Genomic DNA, 19,152 nt, shown 5'->3' with positions numbered 1-19,152 from the left:
TTTTTTACTTTTACTCCATGAAGCTTCTGAAACGTACCTTTCGCGTACTCCTTATATTATTCCTCCTATTGAATATCATAGCCGCTTTCCATGCCTGGAAGTTCACCCACTTCTATGCCCCGGGTAGCTTTAAAAATAAACTCCCCGAACAAATGAGCGTCATGGAAAAGGCGCAGATCCTGCTGCTCGGCGTACGTCTTTCAAAGTCCATTGTCAGGCGCACGCCCGAAGTCCGCTATGAAATCATTCACCTCACCACCAGCAATGGCTTACGGTTGGAAGGATGGTGGATGCCAGTTCCCTCCTCCAAAGGAACTGTTATTCTCTTCCATGGTTATGGTGGCAGTAAAGACGGTCCTATTCCTGAAGCAGAATATTTTCAGACGCTTGGTTTCAACACACTACTGATGGACTTTCGCGCACACGGCAACAGTGAGGGTAATGTATGTACTGTGGGTTATAAAGAAGCGGAAGATGTGATGCTGGCCTACAATTTTGTACAGCAAAAAGGGGAAAAGCATATCGTGCTATGGGGCGCTAGTATGGGAGCAGCGGCTATTCTGAGAGCCGTGCCCACCTATCACCTGCATCCTGATAAACTGATCATCGAATGCTCTTTCGCCACACTTACTGACGCTGTTAAAGGCAGGATGCGGGCTGTAGGCCTGCCCGGCACTCCTTTTTCGCAACTGCTTACCTTCTGGGGAGGTATAGAAAACGGCTTCTGGGGCTTTAACCACAATCCGGACGATTATGCCAAAAGCATTACCATGCCTGCGCTGGTTAACTGGGGCGCACATGACAGCCGTGTTACCAAACAGGAGACCATCAGTATTTACGAGCATCTCGGTACGAAGAAAAAAGAGTTGGTCATTTTTGAAGACTGCGGGCATCAGTCATTCTGCAGAAAAGAAGGAAAAAAATGGAAACAACATGTACAAGCATTCCTGAAAGCCAGATAACCCCTCTCACGAATAAAAAAGCACGCTCCACCCGAATGAAGCGTGCTTCACAAGACCAACATCCGCCTTTATGATAATCATGATACCAGGTTGCGCCCGGTATCACTACAATGCTCCTGGCCAGGCCATAGCGGCACCGTTCTTAATCATGAATAGCATGTAAGATCTTTACGAATGCGTTTCTTAATGTAAAGGTAAATATGCACACTGCTATGTGCATTACAGCATTAACGTCTTATTACAACAGGTGTCCCAACCTTGATAATATCATACAGTTCACTCACGTCTCCGTTTTTCATGCTCACACAACCCAGGGTCCAGTTAATGCGGCCCTCTACATAGTTGTCCCGTATGCCGGAATTCCATTCCACACCATGAATACCGATACCGCCACCGGGCGTAGCGCCGGCAGAGAGTTGTCCACTCTCCTGCAGTTCATGAAACCTGTTCCATGCTGCCTCGTTGGGATAATCCAACAGCATAAAACGATTCCAGAGCTTATCTATTCTCTTGCTTAATATATGAAACGTTCCTTCCGGCGTCAGGCGATCGCCCTCCTGTCTTTTAGGCGACTGGTCCTTGTTTCCAAAAACTACCTTATAGATCTTTCTCAACGTGACATCCTCATAAAGATATAACCGGTAGTCACTCTTGTCAATCAGTAAAAATACTTTGTCAGGATCAATGCTGCCAGGAAGTATTTTCACTTTGTACAGGTAATCTTCATCACCTTTATTAGTAGTAAATCCTGATACACTCAGCGTCAGCACCAGGAGTATCAACAAGCAATAGCGATTCATTTTCACAGGGATTTTGCATTAATGTTAACGTTGACTGTCAACCGATTATTGCAAATGGTTAAAAATTTCAGATAGCAAAAATAAAGAACCATCCGGAATTTCCCTCAGATGATCTCTGTACGGAACCGGATGGTTCATGAATATATACGGCAGTGCCGCTATGTATTTTGCATTATTGTTGTTCTGCTTAGTAACCGAAGATTTCCTCCAGCGTCACTTTCTTCACATTTCCATACTTCTTCAGATCGTCCACGCTTACTTTCTTCTCTGAAGCAAGGATGCAATAAGTGTAAGGCTTCTTCGCAATGTTCTGTTCATGGAACTGCTTCACATTATCAAACGTGATACCGTCGATCTGTGAATACACTGTTTTACGGTAATCATTGTCCAGTCCCAGTTTTTTTGCTGCCAGGTAGTTGAAGATGATACCGTCCTGGGTAATGCGTTCCGTTTCAATATCCTGTTTCAGACTCTGTCTGGCAGTTTCAAACTGTTTATCAGAACGCGGCATATCATTCAGCAATTCATTCATACCGTTGATGGCCTCGTTCATTTTATCTGCCTGACTACCCACATAAGCTACTACAGAGTAACGGGCATCCTTTCGGTCGGGACTAGCGTAATAAGCGTAAGTTGAATAAGCCAGCGCCTTAGATTCACGAATGGTCTGGAATACGATGGAACCCATGTTACCGCCAAAGTAGCCGTTAAACATATCTACCAGCGCAGTATTCTCAGCTTTGTAGGTGTCTGTGTTCCTTACCCAGTTCACCTCAGATTGTACCATGTCGTAGTCTGTAAACAATACCTGGTTGCTGCCCTGGTCTATCTTATCAAACTTTATAGCGGCAGGTACTGGCTTAAGGGCCGCCGGCACAGTATGTTCTTTTTGTACAGCAGCGATCGCCGCGTCCAGCGTCTGTGGGCCATAGTAAATAACTGAGTGCTGATATTGCGGCAGAGAGTGCAGGATATCTACCAGCTGCTGTGCGGTGATACCGTCCAGCTCTGCCTGGCTTAGCTGGTTATTGAAAGGATTTTTTGAACCATACATAGCGTAGCTCGCCAGACCTTTCAGGATGTTGCCTTTATTCAGTTTGCTATCTGAACGGCTTTTGGTCAGACGGCCTTTGAATGCTGCCAGCGCCTGCTCGTTCGGTTGACAATTCGCCAACAGATGCTCGAACAGGGATACTGCTTTATCAAAGTTCTCCTGTAAGCCACTGATGCTGATAGTTGTCACATCAGTACCTGCGGATACGTTGAAGTTACATGCGATGTTGTAGAATTCTTTACTGATCTGCTCAGTAGTGTATTTATCAGTTCCCAGGAACTGAAGATACTGTGCTGCCAGCGGTAACAGTTTATTGTTCCAGCTACCCATTTCGAAGCGGTAGTACAAACGGAACAGGCTGTTGTCTTTATTCTGTACATACAGTACATCTGCCGCACCAAGTTTACCCTTCTGGATATCTTTATTGAAGTCCAGCCACAGCGGTTGGATCTTGGCTGCAGGCATTTCGTTGATCTCTTTCAGGAAGGCAGATTGCGCCTCACGGTTTACTTCCACCGGTGTAATGGCCGGCTTCTCTACCTTCTGGATATTCTTGTCTTCGCCTTTACGTTTATAGAGCAGTACGTAGTTATTAGCGAAGTATTTGTTAGCGAAATCAACAATCTGCTGTTTCGTCACCTTACCCATATCATCCACGAAAGAAACATCTGTTGCCCAGTTCTTTCCTCTGTGTTTGATAAAGCCATCCATTAATGCGTTCGCACGGGTGTTATTGCTTTCCAGCCCCTGCAGCTCAGATAGCTTGGCGTTATTTACGATGGCCCTTACCATTGTCTCGTCAAACTCTCCTTTTTTCAGAATTTCCAACTGTCCCAGCAACAGGTCTTTTACCTCTTCCAGGGTCTGTCCCTGTTTGGCAGTCCCACTCAGGCTAAATACAGAATAGTCTTTCCAGGGCATGACACCAGCACTTGATCTCAGCACCTTCTGCTGTTTGTTGATATTCAGATCAAGCAGACCAGCCTTACCATTGTTCATCACCTCAGATACTACTGACAGAAGTACGTTGGACTTTACATCCAGCGCTCCCGGCATACGGAAAGCGATCATCACGTTTTCGGCGTCAGGACCAAATACTTCCTTCACGATAGGCGCAGTGATTGGCTTCTCTACCGGCGATTTGTACTCGTTAACCGGCTTGGGTTGCATGTAAGAGAAGTTCTTCTCCACCTGTCTGATCACCTGGTCAGGATCGAGATCTCCTGCCATTACAATGGCCATATTATCAGGCACATAATAGGCGTTATAAAAATCGCGGATTGCTTTCAGAGAAGGATTCTTCAGATGCTCTATTGTACCAATGGTGCTCTGCTGACCATAATTATGTGTCGGAAACAGGGAAGACAGCATCAGCTCATAAGACTTACGGGCATCATTATCCAGGCCCCTGTTCTTTTCTTCATATACAGCTTCCAGCTCGGTATGGAACAAACGGAAAACCGGGTCTTTGAACCTTTCCGCCTGTACTGCCAGAAATTTGTCTACCACATTGGAAGGAATATCTTCCTGATAGATGGTTTCTTCTACCCAGGTATGTGCATTGGTACCCTGTGAGCCCATACCTGCCATCAGTTTGTCGTACTCGTTGGCAATGGCATACTTTGCCGCCAGTCCCGATACGCTGTCAATCTGATGGTATACTGCTTTACGGGCAGTCACATCGTTGGTATGATTGTAAGTATCATACAGCCCCTCGATCTCATCGAGATAGGGTTTTTCCCTTGACCAGTCCAGTGAACCGAACCGCTGGGTACCTTTAAAAAGGAGGTGTTCCAGGTAGTGAGCCAGACCGGTATGATCGTGCGGATCGTTGTTGCTACCAGCGCGGGTACCGATCAGGGTCTGAATACGTGGATCCTTTTTGTTAACGCTGAGAATTACGGTCAGCCCGTTTTTCAGGGTGTAGAAGCGTGCTTTCATCGGGTCGTTAGTGATATACTTATATGTATATCCTCCGGATGTGCCCTCCTTCCACTCATACTTCTTCTGTTGTGCGCCTGCAATATTGGAGATAGCACAGGCTACAAGCAATGAAGAGATTGCTTTTGTAATGAGGTTCATGTATTGGTTTTTGAAAATAAAAAAAACATTACCAAATATAATGGTAATGGCCGGATGTGAGGCAACAGGAATTTGTTAAAAGGGACTAAAAGATGAGCAATGGCCTATCTTTTCCAGTCGTGTTCAGTGGCAGGTCCGTACTCGATATTAACAAACAGTGCATCAATAGCTACAGGGGCTTCCGTATGAGCTAACAACAAAGGGCGCTCGTAAGTGAGGCCATTAAACGATAATCCATCATTTTCACCCGGCTGATGAGCATAAACTTTCACCCCTACAATTCTCTTCTCACATGAATGTGCCCATACAATAAACCCGGTACAGGCCAGAAAAGCAATAAAAGAACGCATACTAATATAGATTTTGATCCCCCAAAAACGGTTAAAAGCTATTAAAACGTATCCCAATTGAGAAAGGATACTGTTCCAGGCCATAATCATGTAAAGGAGTTAATGCAAAATTACCATAAAGTTTGAGAGGTCCATAACCTATATCTCCTGTCAGGCTTAATTTCCATTTGTTGAGGTTGAATTCATCCACTTTCTTTTCCTTTCCACGCTCTCTGCTGATCTGTTTCGTCCGGGCCTTTACCAGGTATCCTCCCATCACTCCCATCCCCATTTTGAAGGCTCTGGAAGGGCGGGCCGGGTTACTATTGAAGTTCAGCATTAATGGTACGCTCAGGTATTCGGCGAACAACTTATTCTTTGAAAAATTAACATTGTCACGTATGATCTGGGTGGGGTATCCGGGGACATAGGTAATATTTCTCGCAAAGCGGTAGTTATTCATTTCAACTCCTAAGGCATAGATCAGGTTCAGTTTATGTTTATAGATATTCAACCGTTGCTGGAACAGCCAGATATTAACATTGATCGACTTTCCGGTAATCAGTTTAAACTCCGATGGCGTAAGCGGCGTGCTCCCTCCGCGGGGGGCCAGAGTATTCAAACCAGCTGCTGAATAAGTAAAAGACTTATTATAGACATCTGATACTCCATTAGGCGCATAGTAGGATAAAGCGACAGCCCCTGTATAATCACTACGGTCTATATAATTATTGAAACCTACGTCCACCACGAACCATCTGGTTTGCAGGTTCTTTTTCAACCTTTCCTTGGCATATGCGGTATCGTTATAGACCTTGAAGATGCGCTTACCCTTTGTGTCTTTCCCCTTAACAATGATCAGCCCTTTGATCTGGATAGTCTCCACCAGGCTGTCGGCGGTCTGGGCATTTGCACCAACACTTACAATAAGTAGTAACAATAAATAGCGTAAAACTTTACACTTCATATCAAAAAAGTTCATTCATCGGATTATTTCTTCTTGCGGGACAGGAACCTGGCTACATTGGCCACTCCATTAAGCAGTTTACTGTCTCCATTCATCGTCACTGCCACTACCAGTTCGCCATTTGCCGGTGCCGCAGCTGCAGCTGGTGATGCAACAGGCGCGTTATCAATCTTTTCTGCATTGGCCATAACAGCGTTTTTCTCGGGTACAGGCGCAACGTTCTGTGCCAGTATTTTCTCCTGCTGTGCCGTTTTCTCCTGCAGCTGCTGCACTACTTCCCCGGAAGTAGATGCTGGTTGCGGTATGTTAGCCAGCACTGGTAAGCGACTATCAGGCAGGCGGTCAACGCCGGTCCCCTGTTTCTGCTCAGCCGTAGTTGCTTCAGATACGGTAGCTTTATTTGTTCTGCCATCCGGTCCTTTTTGAGCAATGACATTAGTGGCTGAAGTCCTACTTTGAATATCGCTATCGCTTGTGGTCCTGGCAATCACATCTGCGTTACCTTTCTGGTCAGCGGCAGCAGGTGTAGACTCTTCTTCTGCTGAACTGCCCGCTTGTTTAGCCGCATCCGCGAGAGAAGGGGTGTTAATCTGCCTGCCAGCTGACTGCTGTACTGCAGGTGAATCGCCTGTAGTGGACGGCTGATTAACAGCCACTTGTGATTTATCGCCTGAACGCTGACCAGGGAGCATCCAGACGCTAAGCCCGACAACCACAGCGGCAGCAGCGCTCCACCACCACAATGGGCGTACGGTTGTACGTTCCCTTTTCCTATATAGCGATGCTTTATTCCCAAATGTTACAGAGAGATCAGGGCTTAACCTTGTAGCCTGCAGGAGCGACAACTCCTTTTGAATATGAGGGTACTGGCCGATCAATGCCTCCAGTTCCCTCTTTTCTGACGCACTCAGTTCATTATCAACGTAATCCAGCAGGAAACGTTCATAATTTGTGGCAGACAGGCCACTGGTATGTTTGTAGAGCGCTTCTTTGGCATCAAATTTCATTTCCTCATCAGGATGCAACTTTGTGGCCTCCAGCAACGCCAGTTCCTTGCGGACTTCCGGATGCTGTTGCATAAAGGCTTCCAATGCGGCCCGCTCCTCCCCGTTCAGCTCACCATCAATGGCGCTGAGCAGGAATTCCTCGTAGTTCGATATGTTTATATTAACTGCCAACTCAAAAACATATAATTAATATGCAATATTACTCGATTCCCGTCACCTGTGCTAGATCACATTCTCCATCTTCACCAGGTACTGCTTCAGGTGTAACCTGGCCCTGTGCAGATAAACCTTTACCTGTGAGGGATTTAACTGCATAATTTCTCCTATTTCCTCATAGCTGTAGCCTTCATAATCCTTCAAGAGTATGAGTGAGCGCTGAACATCTGTCAGTTTGTCCAATGCCTTCTCCAGTACCTTTTTTGCATCATGGATCCTTTGCTCTGAGATCTTAGTCTCTTCTTTAAAATCGTCTACCAGTGTAATACGCTTCACCTTGCGGACATGATCTATCATATTGTGGTAGGCAACAGTAAACAGGTATGACTTGCCTTTCTCAAAAGGCACATCGTTACAGTGCTTCCACAATATTTCAAACGCATTCTGTACAACATCTCTGGCGTCCTCGGTATGGTCTAAATTTTTAACAATAAACCGGAAGAGATTGTCCGCGTACAGGTCCACGCATTGATTGTACTCCTTTTCCGTCATCCGGGTGTTGCGGGATTTTAGTGCTAATGTCCGACAATTACTTTATATCCGCTCATCTCCCCCTCATTTCTAATCCCACATTCGTCTGTGCGCCTATGTCCTGCACGTATCACTCTGGACGGCAAGTTCCCGCATGGACGTTGCCATCCTTCAATAGCGCGGAAATTTCAACTCAGTCCGGACCCCGCTGCCACACAATAACCAATCTACGCGGGATCGACGTGCAGACATTACTATGACGCAGAGCAGTCCCCAAATGTTACAGACCCGTCAAACTTTTTCGGCTTGGGCACAAAAGCCGTCACGGGTGAGAGAATCGCAATACATTTATTGCCATAACTTTGAACCAGGTTATAAAATCTGCTACTTATGAACCAAAAATTCATTGCCCGCCTTCAACAGGAACTGGATGAAATACGCTCCGCCGGACTTTTTAAGAACGAGCGGGTGATTACCTCTGAACAGGGAGCCGAGATTCAGGTAGGTGGAAACACCGTTATTAACTTCTGTGCTAATAACTACCTGGGCCTTTCCAGCCACCCCGATGTGATCAAGGCGGCCAAAGATGCCATAGATACCCATGGATATGGCATGAGCAGTGTCCGCTTTATTTGCGGCACCCAGGACATTCACCGCGAGCTGGAACAGAAACTGGCGGAATTCCTTGGTACTGAAGACACTATACTGTACGCTGCCGCTTTCGACGCCAACGGTGGTGTATTCGAACCTCTCTTCAATGAACAGGATGCCATCATCTCTGATGCGCTCAACCACGCTTCTATTATCGACGGTGTACGCCTCTGTAAAGCGCAGCGTTACCGTTACGAACATAACAATATGGCTGACCTGGAAGCCAGACTACAGGAGTCAGCTCACCTTCGTAGCCGTATTATCGTTACTGACGGATCTTTCAGCATGGACGGCACCATTGCCCAGCTGGACAAGATCTGTGATCTGGCAGATAAATACGATGCGATTGTAATGATTGACGAAAGCCATTCCTCCGGCTTCCTGGGTAAAACCGGCCGTGGTACCCACGAATACCGTAATGTAATGGGCCGTATCGATATCATCACCGGTACCCTGGGTAAGGCCCTTGGCGGTGCATCAGGCGGTTTCACCAGCGGTAAGAAAGAGATCATAGACATGCTGCGCCAGCGTAGCCGTCCTTATCTCTTCTCCAACTCTGTAGCCCCCAGCATAGTCGGCGCTTCTATTTCCGTACTGAAGATGTTAAGCTCTACTACGGCCCTCAGGGACAAACTGGAATATAATACCCGCTACTTCCGGACTAAAATGACGGAAGCGGGCTTCGATATCAAACCAGGCGACCACCCGATTGTTCCGGTAATGCTGTACGATGCGGTACTGAGCCAGCAGTTTGCAGACAAACTCCTGAAAGAAGGTATCTATGTGATCGGCTTCTTCTTCCCTGTGGTTCCGAAAGGCCAGGCCCGTATCCGTGTTCAGCTCAGTGCTGCTCATGAACAGGCGCACCTGGATAAGGCTATTGCCGCCTTTACCAAAGTGGGTAAGGAACTGGGTGTAATCAAGCAATTAGTTCAATAATACATACATACGAAGCCGTCTTTCCCAAGGCTGGCTTCAGAAAAATCAAAAACGACTTCCAGGGGCTGGTCTGCGGACCGGCCCTTTTTCTTGTCTCCGCTACCAGGCATTGCCAGCCTTATCACTTCACCGTCATTTCTATATCGAATGGATATATATGCCCCGATTTGCTACTTTTGCAGCACTAAAAAGAAGTATATGAAACAAACTGGCTGGATACTCCTGCTGGTAGCCATGCTGGCGAACGCCTGCGCTCCGAACAACGTTAAGGTTGAAAAAGACTGGGAAAAGTATTTTACCGAATACAAAGTAGAAGGATGCTTTATGCTGTTCAACAACAGCCAGGGTACCTTTAAGGTATATAATATAGACCGGGCGAAGGAACGTTTCGTGCCGGCCTCCACCTTCAAGATCTTTAATTCTCTCGTAGGACTTGAAACCGGCGTACTGAAAGACACTTCCACTGTCATTCCCTGGGATGGTATTGTACGTTCAGTTCCTGAGTGGAATCAATCCCTCAGTATGAAGCGGGCGTTCCAACTGTCAGCTGTCCCTTACTACCAGGAAGTGGCCCGCCGCATCACCAAACCTGTCATGCAGCATTGGCTTGACACTGTCAAGTATGGCAATATGAAGATCAGTCGTATTGACACATTCTGGCTCGACAACAGCCTGCAGATCTCTCCGGATGAGGAACTTGGTTTTGTCAAGAAGCTGTACTTCGATCAGCTACCCTTTCATAAGCTGACTATGCAATGGGTCCGCGCCATTATGCTGATGGAGAAAACTGACAAGTATGAACTCAGCTATAAAACCGGTATGGCAACAGTAGGTTCCAAAACGATTGCCTGGATCACTGGCTGGATCGAAGAAAATGGTCATCCTACTTTCTTTGTCCTGAACTTCGATACGGAAGATAAAGCCCTCGACATCAGCAAGGTTCGTATGGACCTGCTGAAAAGTCTGCTGAAAGATGCAGGTTATATGGAGGGGTTGAAATAAATAGAAACTCATTCAAGGCCATAGTTGCACAGGTCAGATACCTGTTGAACTATGGCTTTTTTAGTGCCTTTTCACATATTTGCCACCGTCAACAATCAATCGTTAAGGCAAAAATCGCTATTACTCACATATTTGCCGGCGTCAATCAATTAGTGCTCAGCCCTTTATCATAGCCGCTCTCAAGGTCTGCAATTGCTGGCACCAACGTATCCTGTCTAAACAAAACTTTTGCTCCGGGACCTTTGGCCCTCTTTTTCGGCTGTACTCTCCTCTATGCTCTCCGGTAACTGCTTATCTATCACCTCTTCTGCCCTTATAGCGTTAAAAAACTCCTAAATCACCACTTACATATGATGTAAAACGTACTAAAAAAATTATATTTGATCCCTGTGTCCGGTCCCCTCACGACCGGCAGAAGAAATCTTTATTGGATGATGTTACGTTTTCAGCATAGCGAATACTTATGGGCACTGGTCTTATTACTGGTACTGCAACTGGCATTCCTCAGCATATCCTGGTGGAAAAGGCGCTCCGTTCGCAAACTGGGTGACCCTGTACTTGTAGAGAAATTATTTACCGGTTATTCCCGCCGGCGCTTCACCTTCCGTTTCCTGTTGATCTTCCTTGCCTTCCTTTTCGGAGTAATTGGTCTTGCCAATATTCAGAAAGGTAGCCGGATGGAAAAGATCACCCGGAAGGGCGTAGATGTGGTGATCGCGCTTGATGTCAGCAAAAGTATGCTGGCAGGAGATGTGAAGCCCGATCGTCTTACCAGGGCCAAACAACTCATCTCCAAACTGGCAGACAAACTGGATAATGACCGCGTTGGCCTGGTAGTATTTGCCGGCAACGCCTATCTCCAGATGCCACTGACCATAGACTATTCTGCCGCTAAGATGTACCTTTCTACTGTTGGACCAGAAATGATCCCTACTCAGGGTACCGCTATCGGACAGGCGATCCAGGTCAGCAATGATGCTTTTAATAAGAAGGAGAGAAAACATAAAGCCCTCATCATCATTTCCGATGGTGAAGACCATGACGAAGCCGCTATATCGAAAGCCAACATGGCTTTTGACAATGGTGTGGTGATCAATACCATCGGTATAGGTTCCCCGACAGGTTCTCCCTTACCGGATCCGGAAACAGGCACCTACAAAAAAGATAAGGAAGGCAATACAGTTATTTCCAAACTGAATGAAGATGAACTAAAATCCATCGCTGCTGCCGGCCGGGGTATTTATGAACACCTCGATAATAATACTGAAGAGGTGGTGAATTCCCTGGTCCAGAAGATAGATAGCATGGAGCAGAAAGAATTCGGGGAGAATATCTTCACAGACTATAACAGCTATTACCAGTACTTCCTGGCTATCAGCCTGTTACTGCTGGTTGCCGAGTTCTTTATACCTGAAATCAGGCGCCGTGTACGCCCAAATGTTGTTGTTACCGCTACAGAAAAACCATGACAAAACTACAATTGACATATCGAACCTTGGTGGCTGGCCTGGCGATCTGCCTGTGCCAGAGCGCTTTCGCCCAAACCGGAAATAAGTATATCCGCAAAGGCAATGAGCTGTATAAGAATAAACAGTACACTGACGCCGAAGCCAATTATAAAAAGGCGCTGGAGGTAAACAAGCAGTCTGTGGAAGGCCGCTATAACCTGGGTAACTCCCTGTATGAGCAGAAACGTTTTGACGACGCCCGCACTCAGTACGCCAACAGCTTCAAGATGGCTCCTACCCGTGAGGGCAAGGCCGATGCCAGCTACAACATCGGTAACACCTTTATGGAGGGAAAGAAATGGGAAGAGAGCATCAAGGCATATAAAGAAGCGCTGAAACAAAATCCTTCAGATGAAGAGGCCCGCTACAACCTGGCTTATGCACAGGCCATGCTGAAAAAACAGCAAGGTGGCGGAGGTGATAACAAGGACAAAAAAGACAAGGATAAGAATCAGCAGAATAAAGACCAGCAGAATAAGGATCAGAACAAAGATCAGCAGAACAAGAACAAACAGGACGAAAACAAGGACCAGCAGAATAAAGACAAGAATAAGAATAAAGAGCAGCAGGACGAGAAGCCAGAACCACAGCCCAGCAAATTGAACAAACAGGAAGCAGAACGTTTGCTCCAGGCATTAGGCCAGGAAGAGAACAAACTGCAGGACAAAATGAAGAAGGCTAAAGGACAGGTAGTGCCGGTTGATAAAGACTGGTGATCCGGGATGGCGCCTGCCCGGTATACTTCCTGCAATCTCTGATAAAATGGTTCTGATCATAATAGCCGCTATCCAATGCTATGCTGATAAGGTCAGCATCATTTTGCATCAGGCTGAAATAGGCATGCAGGAACCGAATACTACTGAGGTAAGCCTTGGGCGTTACGCCCAGATATCGCCGGAAATTCCGTTCCAGCCATTTATAGTTCAGACGCAACCGGCTACAGATATCAGACACTGCTATCCGGCCCTGATGATCTCTTATAAGTTGTACCGCTGATTGCAGCATATAATTCACCGCTGTATATGCAGGCAGCTCTTGAAGCAAAAAGGCTTCCAGCAATCCCAGTTGCTCCTTTCCGCGGCTATTACAGATCGTTTCTGCCAGGTCTTCTCCCGGCTTTCCCCATATCTCACCGATCCCACACAATGCACGCTGGATTCCCATGGCCGGTCGTTGCAATAAATGATATAATCCACAGTTCGTAAACCTGACTACCAGTAGTTCCATTCCCTTGGGCAGATGAGTAATGTAGGTATCCTGTAATCCGAAACTGCAGAAAAATGCCCGGTTAAAGACCCGGTTGTGCCCACCTCTAAATGTAATCCGGTACGGTGCGTTCAACAGGAAGACCAGCACGGGCGCTCCATCCAGGCTTGCCCATACGTCCTTCTCGCGGCCTTCCCAGGTCACGTGATAATAACCTTCCACAATATCTGCCAGCCCCGGGTCGGGTTTGGCCAGCGGAAGCCGTTCCATAAAAATATGTGCGAGCAGATCTACCGGCATAGCATTGTAAAGATAGGTAGAATCACCCCCATCGCCATTCTGCCTGTTCACGGATGTCGAAAATGTGCTATCGTGGCCAGGCGGTATGGTCGTTCTTCGCAACAAAAACATGATACGACCCATTCTCGCCTATGGCGCTCCCATACTACGGCAACAGACCAGGGAGCTAAGCAGGGAAACACCAGGACTTCAGCAACTGATCACGGATATGTGGCAAACCCTGGACAATGCCGCCGGCGTAGGATTGGCGGCCCCTCAGATTGGTCAGCCGCTGCGCATCTTCCTGGCCGATAACCGGGATGAAGCTGAACACTTACGCCAGGTATTCATCAATGCTTCCATACTGGAGTACGGCAACACCTTCTCCACAGAAGAAGAAGGATGCCTGAGCATACCCGGACTCTCCGTTCCTGTTACACGGCCCGATAGTATTATCATCCGGTACCAGGACGCAGATTTTCAAACCAGGACGGCCACTTTCGAGGGTATGAACGCACGTATTATCCAGCACGAATACGATCATGTGGAGGGCAGGCTTTACCTCGACCGTCTTTCGTCGCTCAGCCGCACACTGCTGAGGCATAAATTGCAGAAGGTGAGCAGGGGCAAATTCCGGCCCTCCTATCCTATGCAATTCCCGCTGCGCAATTGATCCATTCGCGATTCTATTCATTACCTTTGCTGGATATTTGGATTTCTTTTATGCAGCTATATTGTAATTCACTAACGGAGTATAAGCGACTGGCCACTTTAGAAGTAAAGGTTGGAGACCTGCTGATAGGTAATAATCATCCCATACGTATCCAGACCATGACCACTACAGATACCATGGATACCAAAGCAACTGTGGAACAGGCTATCCGTTGCATAGAAGCCGGTGCGGAACTGGTGCGTATTACCGCTCCGAGCAAGAAGGAAGCAGAGAACCTGCTGCCTATCCGCAATGAACTGCGCAAAAGAGGGTATACCACTCCCCTTGTGGCAGATATACACTTTACACCGAACGCTGCTGAAATAGCCGCCCGGATCGTGGAAAAGGTGCGTATCAACCCCGGCAACTACGTGGACAAAAAGAAGTTTGAGACACTCACTTATACAGACAGCGAATACCAGGAAGAAATAGACCGCATCCGTAAACAGTTCACGCCCCTGGTGAAAATATGCCAGGAACATGGGACTGCAATGCGTATCGGCACCAACCACGGCTCCCTGAGCGACCGTATCATGAGCCGTTATGGCGATACCCCAATGGGGATGGTGGAAAGTGCGATGGAATTCCTCCGTATTGCGGAAGATCTGAACTACAGGAACATCGTGCTCAGTATGAAATCCAGCAATCCTCAGGTGATGGTACAGGCTTACCGCCTCCTTATCCAGACCATGCAGGACCAGCTGGGGCACTGCTATCCGCTGCACCTGGGCGTAACTGAGGCAGGCGACGGTGAAGACGGCCGTATCAAATCTGCCGTTGGTATTGGCACCCTGCTGGAAGACGGTATCGGCGATACCATCCGTGTCTCCCTTACCGAAGATCCCGAATTTGAACTGCCCGTATGCCGCGACCTGGTGAAACGCTATACCACCCGGCAGGATCATACGCCTATCCCTCCGGTAGAACAGCTGCCTTATTCTCCTTTTGACCATAAGCGCCGCGAAAGCATCGCCGTAAACAATATCGGTGGCAGGCAGGTGCCTGTTGTGGTTGCTGACTTCAGCACCAACACTGGTATAACGCCGGAACAGCTACAGGCAGTCGGCTATCATTATGACGCCAATACTGATAAGTGGAATATTGCCGATGCGGCGGCCGATTACATATTTACCCGCGGGCTACTCTCTTTCTCCCTGCCAGGTACCCTGAAAGTGATCGTACCGCATGATATCTGGAATGCGGCTACAGATAAAGAGAAATATATGCCGCTCTTTTCTGCGGAAGAATACCTGCAGTCTAAAGAGCGTTCGGCGGTTATCAACTTCATTGATCATAATACCGGAGTAGACATCCCCGAAAACTTACTGCTGCAGATGGCTAAAGACCATACCATCGTACTCTGCCTGCATTCTTCCAATGAACATGCGATGCCGGAAGTAAGGCGTACTATGATCACCCTGCTGGAGCGGCAGATACAGCAACCTGTAATACTGAAATGCTTCGCGGAAGATAATACGGCGGATGAGCACCTGATACATTATGCAACTGAAACCGGCGCCCTCCTGCTGGATGGCTTTGGCGATGGTGTATGGCTGATCAGTGAGGCAACCGGTGCTCAAGCGCCAGGGCATGCCCTTCTCAATAACATCGCCTTTGGCATTTTACAGGCCACCAGGACACGTATCTCCAAAACCGAATATATCTCCTGTCCTTCCTGCGGGAGGACCTTATTTGACCTCCAGGAGACCACTGCAAAGATCCGGGCGGTGACCAACCACCTCAAAGGGGTTAAGATCGCCATCATGGGTTGTATTGTAAATGGTCCCGGCGAGATGGCCGATGCCGACTTTGGATATGTGGGCAGCGGCGTTGGAAAGATCACACTTTATAAGGGGAAAGAGGTTGTAAAGCGGGGACTGAACAGTGAGGTGGCCGTTGACGAGCTGATCTCCCTCATTAAGGAGAACGGAATGTGGGTCGACACGGCGAATTAAAAAATTAAACATAACAGGATATTAAGTGAAAAGGTCTCGCAGTTGCGAGACCTTTTTAATCAAGGTTAACAGGATGATTCATAAATCAATAAAGGGGGTCACTATATGTTCGTCAGACAATCGAATTGTACGCTTCATCAACATTCACACTCCTTAACCACTTATTATAAGTTAAGGGGTTATCAAACATTTTGGGGTTAACTGTTATACTTTGTCAGGTGATACAAAGGTACGTCCACTCAATGCCCTTTGTCAAGCGTATCAATACGCAATCTCTTGCGGAAACTACGTTTCAAGAAATTGCAAATCACTACGTTAAAACATCCGAATAAATATTATGGGTCAGGGCATCTACCTATTAAAAAAATCATTAATTTTTCAGCTTAATCCAACAATGAGAATGAAAAAGATTTTAACAGGAGTGTTAGCACTTTTCATGGGCGCATCTGTTGCCATGGCCCAGACTCCGGCTACCCAGCAGGCACCGGCAAAAGCTGAACACAGATCAGAAAAACCAGGTCAGAAAGCACAACGTCCGGCATTGGACAGCACCTCCGGTAAACCAGTGAAAAAAGACGGTACTCCGGACAAACGTTTTAAAGAAAACAAAGAGACCAAGGAAAACAAAGCACAGGGTCCGGTGAAGAAAGATGGTACGCCTGATAAGCGTTTCAAAGAAAACAAGGAAGCAAAAACAGAAGGCCCTAAAAAGGCGGACGGCACTCCTGACAAACGCTTTAAGGAGAATAAGGAAAAGAAAGCCGAAGCCAAAAAAGCTTAATAACAATTCACATTTTTCACAAGCGGATATCCTGCCCCGGTAGGATATCCGCTTTTTTTCTTCGTACATTTAGCCAATGTTGGATTTCAGGTTAAAAGTATTCTATACAGTAGCCAGGCGCCTCAGCTTCACAAAAGCTGCAGAGGAATTATTCATATCACAACCGGCCGTGACTAAACATATTCACGAGCTGGAACAGCAATTAGGCATGGCGCTGTTTGAACGCATTGGCAATAAGATCAAGATCACCCGGGCCGGTCAGGTGATGCTTAAACATGCAGATGATATCTTTACCAGTTATCGCAACCTGGAGTATGAGATCAACCAGCTAAAGCATGAACAGGGCGGCCTGCTCTCCCTTGGAGCCAGTACGACCATTGCACAGTACTTCATTCCGCCCCTGCTGGCACAGTTCAACCAGCGTTATCCTGAAATAACTGCCTCCCTCATCTCCGGCAATACCGAACAGGTGGAACAGGCCCTCTTCGACAAAACCATCCAACTGGGACTGATAGAAGGCCGTTCAAAAAATCCTGTGCTGAAATATGTGGAGTTTGCGAAAGACGAAATAGCCCTCATTGGGAACGTGAAATATAACTATGGCGATCCGGATACCCCGCTGACAGCTGCCGAGCTGAAATCTATTCCCCTCCTCATGCGTGAACAGGGTTCGGGCACACTGGAAGTGATCACGGATGAACTCAAGCGGCTTAAACTGAAGCTGACTGACCTGCAGATAGCCATGTACATGGGCAGCACTGAAAGCATCAAGTCATACCTGCACCATGCGCCATGTGCTGCTTTCCTGTCCCTGCATGCCGTAAAACGTGAACTGGAAGCAGGCGAATTCAAGATCCTGCCTGTAAAGAATTTCAAACTGGTAAGAAAGTTCCACTTCATTTATCTGCAGGGACAACAGGATAAACTGGCCCAGTTATTTATGCGTTTTGCGCGACAGCACGCCGGCATTCAGGCCACAGACACTGAAAACAAAAACGCTTAACACTTCACATGGTTGCGGCCATGTAAATGTTAAGCGCTGTATTATATTAACGTATAAACCCGTACGACTTAGCTGCGCTGCAGGGTATATATGATGTAAGCTGTTTTGCCTTCAAAATCTACCGGCGCTCTCCATACCATTGAAGTATTGTTCAGAGAGCTGATCTCTACGCGGTAACCTTCCGTTACATTCTTAGCTTTTACGCCGGAACCTACTTTCTTGAACTGGAACATGTCAACGCCGCCCTGTTTGTATATAGACCATACGATGGACTGCGTAGCTGTCGTACAACCATCTTCGGTAGAAGATAATGTATAAGAACCGTTGTTGTTGGATGGCAGGATCCACTGACTACCCTTAAAGCAGTTGTAAGATGCCTCATCAAAAACAGTCACCTTAGACCCCCTTGGAATTCCGTCAAAACTAATATCTGTAATAACCCAGTTTCCTTTAACGGAGCCTTTGCTGGCGCTTTGTTCTGTATTGGTAGCTCCCGATTGGGTTTTACAGGATATCGCAAATACAGATGCTACCATGCATAATACTGCAAGTGTAAGGTGTTTCATGTTCAAATAATTTGATGTTTAAATTGTCAGGAATGCAATGCATTACGGACGCAAGGTGGGAAAAAACAAGAAACGTACCAAATCGCTTAGTGTACATCAGGAGGCGCCATTTCCGTATGAGTTGGGTATAAGCGCATTAAACGCTCTTCCATATTGCGGAACTGCTGGTAAAAATAAACGGTACTGGCCACAAGCGCCATGATGAGCACCATCATCGCAATAACAGTACAACGCCACCATATGCTGACAGTAATCGTGTTACTACGTGGTTGCAGAATATATGTATGGGGCCCTGCTGTTTGCTGTCTGCCCGCGCCTGAATAATAGCCATTCGGCCCGTGAGGCGTAAGCCGCTCAGCAATTTTATTCCATACGACTGCCGGAGGCTCTATGCCGCCATCGTCCATTACCTTCTGTAACCTGTATTCGGCCACTGAGATTTCAGCATTCAACTCCGGATACAAATTGCGCATATGCTCGAACAACTCAGCTTCCTCGTCAGAAGCTAAGCCCAGCAGATAACTTTCAATAATGCCACTTTCTATGTAATCATGAAGATCCAAGGCGAAACGTATCTATTTTTATTAGGGCGAATATTCCAGCCGCAACCTATTCCCTGCACATAACCTTCAAATGTCAAATTAAGCTAATTCATTTCCAAA

General features: G+C 47.0%; 18 protein-coding genes. 9 read left to right on the top strand and 9 right to left on the bottom strand.

Annotated elements, in window-relative coordinates; translation table 11 throughout:
- Positions 1–17: 17 nt before the first annotated feature.
- The gene (locus L3C95_RS04155; protein WP_236385458.1) at positions 18–962 is read left to right on the top strand and encodes an alpha/beta hydrolase; all 945 of its coding nucleotides are present in this window, start codon (positions 18–20) and stop codon (positions 960–962) included.
- Positions 963–1,189: 227 nt separating this feature from the next.
- Here L3C95_RS04155 and L3C95_RS04150 read toward each other — a convergent pair whose 3' ends face one another.
- The 6 genes from L3C95_RS04150 to L3C95_RS04125 form a co-directional block, all read right to left on the bottom strand.
- Complete coding sequence (locus tag L3C95_RS04150; protein WP_236385456.1) at positions 1,190–1,762, bottom strand: murein L,D-transpeptidase family protein; 573 nt, start codon at positions 1,760–1,762, stop codon at positions 1,190–1,192.
- Between the two features lie 187 nt (positions 1,763–1,949).
- Positions 1,950–4,898 (bottom strand): M16 family metallopeptidase, encoded by a 2,949-nt coding sequence (locus L3C95_RS04145; protein ID WP_236385454.1) that lies wholly within the window; start codon positions 4,896–4,898, stop codon positions 1,950–1,952.
- A gap of 104 nt (positions 4,899–5,002) precedes the next feature.
- Entirely contained in the window at positions 5,003–5,248 is a 246-nt protein-coding gene (locus L3C95_RS04140; protein ID WP_236385452.1) for a hypothetical protein, read from the bottom strand.
- 31 nt (positions 5,249–5,279) lie between these two features.
- Positions 5,280–6,194, bottom strand: coding sequence for an outer membrane beta-barrel protein (locus L3C95_RS04135; RefSeq protein WP_236385449.1), 915 nt, complete (start codon positions 6,192–6,194; stop codon positions 5,280–5,282).
- Positions 6,195–6,217: 23 nt separating this feature from the next.
- Positions 6,218–7,372 (bottom strand): anti-sigma factor family protein, encoded by a 1,155-nt coding sequence (locus L3C95_RS04130; RefSeq protein ID WP_236385447.1) that lies wholly within the window; start codon positions 7,370–7,372, stop codon positions 6,218–6,220.
- A 51-nt stretch (positions 7,373–7,423) separates the two neighbouring features.
- On the bottom strand, positions 7,424–7,909 hold the full coding sequence (locus L3C95_RS04125) for an RNA polymerase sigma factor (protein ID WP_089829804.1): 486 nt from the start codon (positions 7,907–7,909) through the stop codon (positions 7,424–7,426).
- Positions 7,910–8,278: 369 nt separating this feature from the next.
- Between L3C95_RS04125 and kbl the strand changes: the two genes are divergently transcribed.
- From kbl to L3C95_RS04105, 4 genes are all read left to right on the top strand, one after another.
- The gene (gene kbl / locus L3C95_RS04120) at positions 8,279–9,478 is read left to right on the top strand and encodes a glycine C-acetyltransferase (RefSeq protein WP_236385446.1); all 1,200 of its coding nucleotides are present in this window, start codon (positions 8,279–8,281) and stop codon (positions 9,476–9,478) included.
- Positions 9,479–9,676: 198 nt separating this feature from the next.
- Complete coding sequence (gene blaOXA, locus L3C95_RS04115) at positions 9,677–10,480, top strand: class D beta-lactamase (RefSeq protein ID WP_236385445.1); 804 nt, start codon at positions 9,677–9,679, stop codon at positions 10,478–10,480.
- A gap of 431 nt (positions 10,481–10,911) precedes the next feature.
- A complete protein-coding gene (locus tag L3C95_RS04110; protein WP_236385444.1) occupies positions 10,912–11,949 on the top strand; it encodes a VWA domain-containing protein in 1,038 nt (345 codons plus the stop codon).
- Positions 11,946–12,704 carry a tetratricopeptide repeat protein gene (locus L3C95_RS04105; RefSeq protein WP_236385443.1) on the top strand — a complete coding sequence of 253 codons (759 nt, stop codon included), beginning with the start codon at positions 11,946–11,948 and terminating at the stop codon, positions 12,702–12,704. Before L3C95_RS04110 ends, L3C95_RS04105 begins: the two co-directional genes overlap by 4 nt.
- On the opposite strand, the gene L3C95_RS04100 is transcribed toward L3C95_RS04105, so the two are convergent.
- Positions 12,667–13,605, bottom strand: a complete 939-nt coding sequence (locus L3C95_RS04100; RefSeq protein WP_236385442.1) for a helix-turn-helix domain-containing protein — start codon at positions 13,603–13,605, stop codon at positions 12,667–12,669. The two genes, L3C95_RS04105 and L3C95_RS04100, sit on opposite strands and share 38 nt — an antisense overlap.
- On the opposite strand from L3C95_RS04100, the gene def reads away from it, so the two are divergent.
- The 4 genes from def to L3C95_RS04080 all read left to right on the top strand — a co-directional run bounded on the left by def (position 13,604) and on the right by L3C95_RS04080 (position 17,924).
- Positions 13,604–14,146: a peptide deformylase gene (gene def / locus L3C95_RS04095; RefSeq protein WP_236385441.1), complete on the top strand. Its 543-nt coding sequence runs from the start codon at positions 13,604–13,606 to the stop codon at positions 14,144–14,146. The genes L3C95_RS04100 and def overlap by 2 nt on opposite strands.
- A 50-nt stretch (positions 14,147–14,196) precedes the next feature.
- Positions 14,197–16,140 carry a (E)-4-hydroxy-3-methylbut-2-enyl-diphosphate synthase gene (gene ispG, locus L3C95_RS04090; protein ID WP_236385440.1) on the top strand — a complete coding sequence of 648 codons (1,944 nt, stop codon included), beginning with the start codon at positions 14,197–14,199 and terminating at the stop codon, positions 16,138–16,140.
- 400 nt (positions 16,141–16,540) lie between these two features.
- Positions 16,541–16,921, top strand: a complete 381-nt coding sequence (locus L3C95_RS04085; protein WP_236385439.1) for a hypothetical protein — start codon at positions 16,541–16,543, stop codon at positions 16,919–16,921.
- 76 nt (positions 16,922–16,997) lie between these two features.
- Entirely contained in the window at positions 16,998–17,924 is a 927-nt protein-coding gene (locus L3C95_RS04080) for a LysR substrate-binding domain-containing protein (protein WP_236385438.1), read from the top strand.
- A 68-nt stretch (positions 17,925–17,992) separates the two neighbouring features.
- On the opposite strand, the gene L3C95_RS04075 is transcribed toward L3C95_RS04080, so the two are convergent.
- A complete protein-coding gene (locus L3C95_RS04075) occupies positions 17,993–18,490 on the bottom strand; it encodes a lipocalin family protein (RefSeq protein WP_236385437.1) in 498 nt (165 codons plus the stop codon).
- 86 nt (positions 18,491–18,576) lie between these two features.
- Positions 18,577–19,053: a hypothetical protein gene (locus tag L3C95_RS04070; protein WP_236385436.1), complete on the bottom strand. Its 477-nt coding sequence runs from the start codon at positions 19,051–19,053 to the stop codon at positions 18,577–18,579.
- Between the last annotated feature and the right edge of the window lie 99 nt (positions 19,054–19,152).

The sequence above is a fragment of the Chitinophaga filiformis genome (assembly GCF_021646545.1).
GTDB classification, from domain to species: domain Bacteria; phylum Bacteroidota; class Bacteroidia; order Chitinophagales; family Chitinophagaceae; genus Chitinophaga; species Chitinophaga filiformis_A.
The sequence above is the reverse complement of the archived record's forward strand: the minus strand, read 5'-3'. Positions and strand labels throughout refer to the sequence as shown.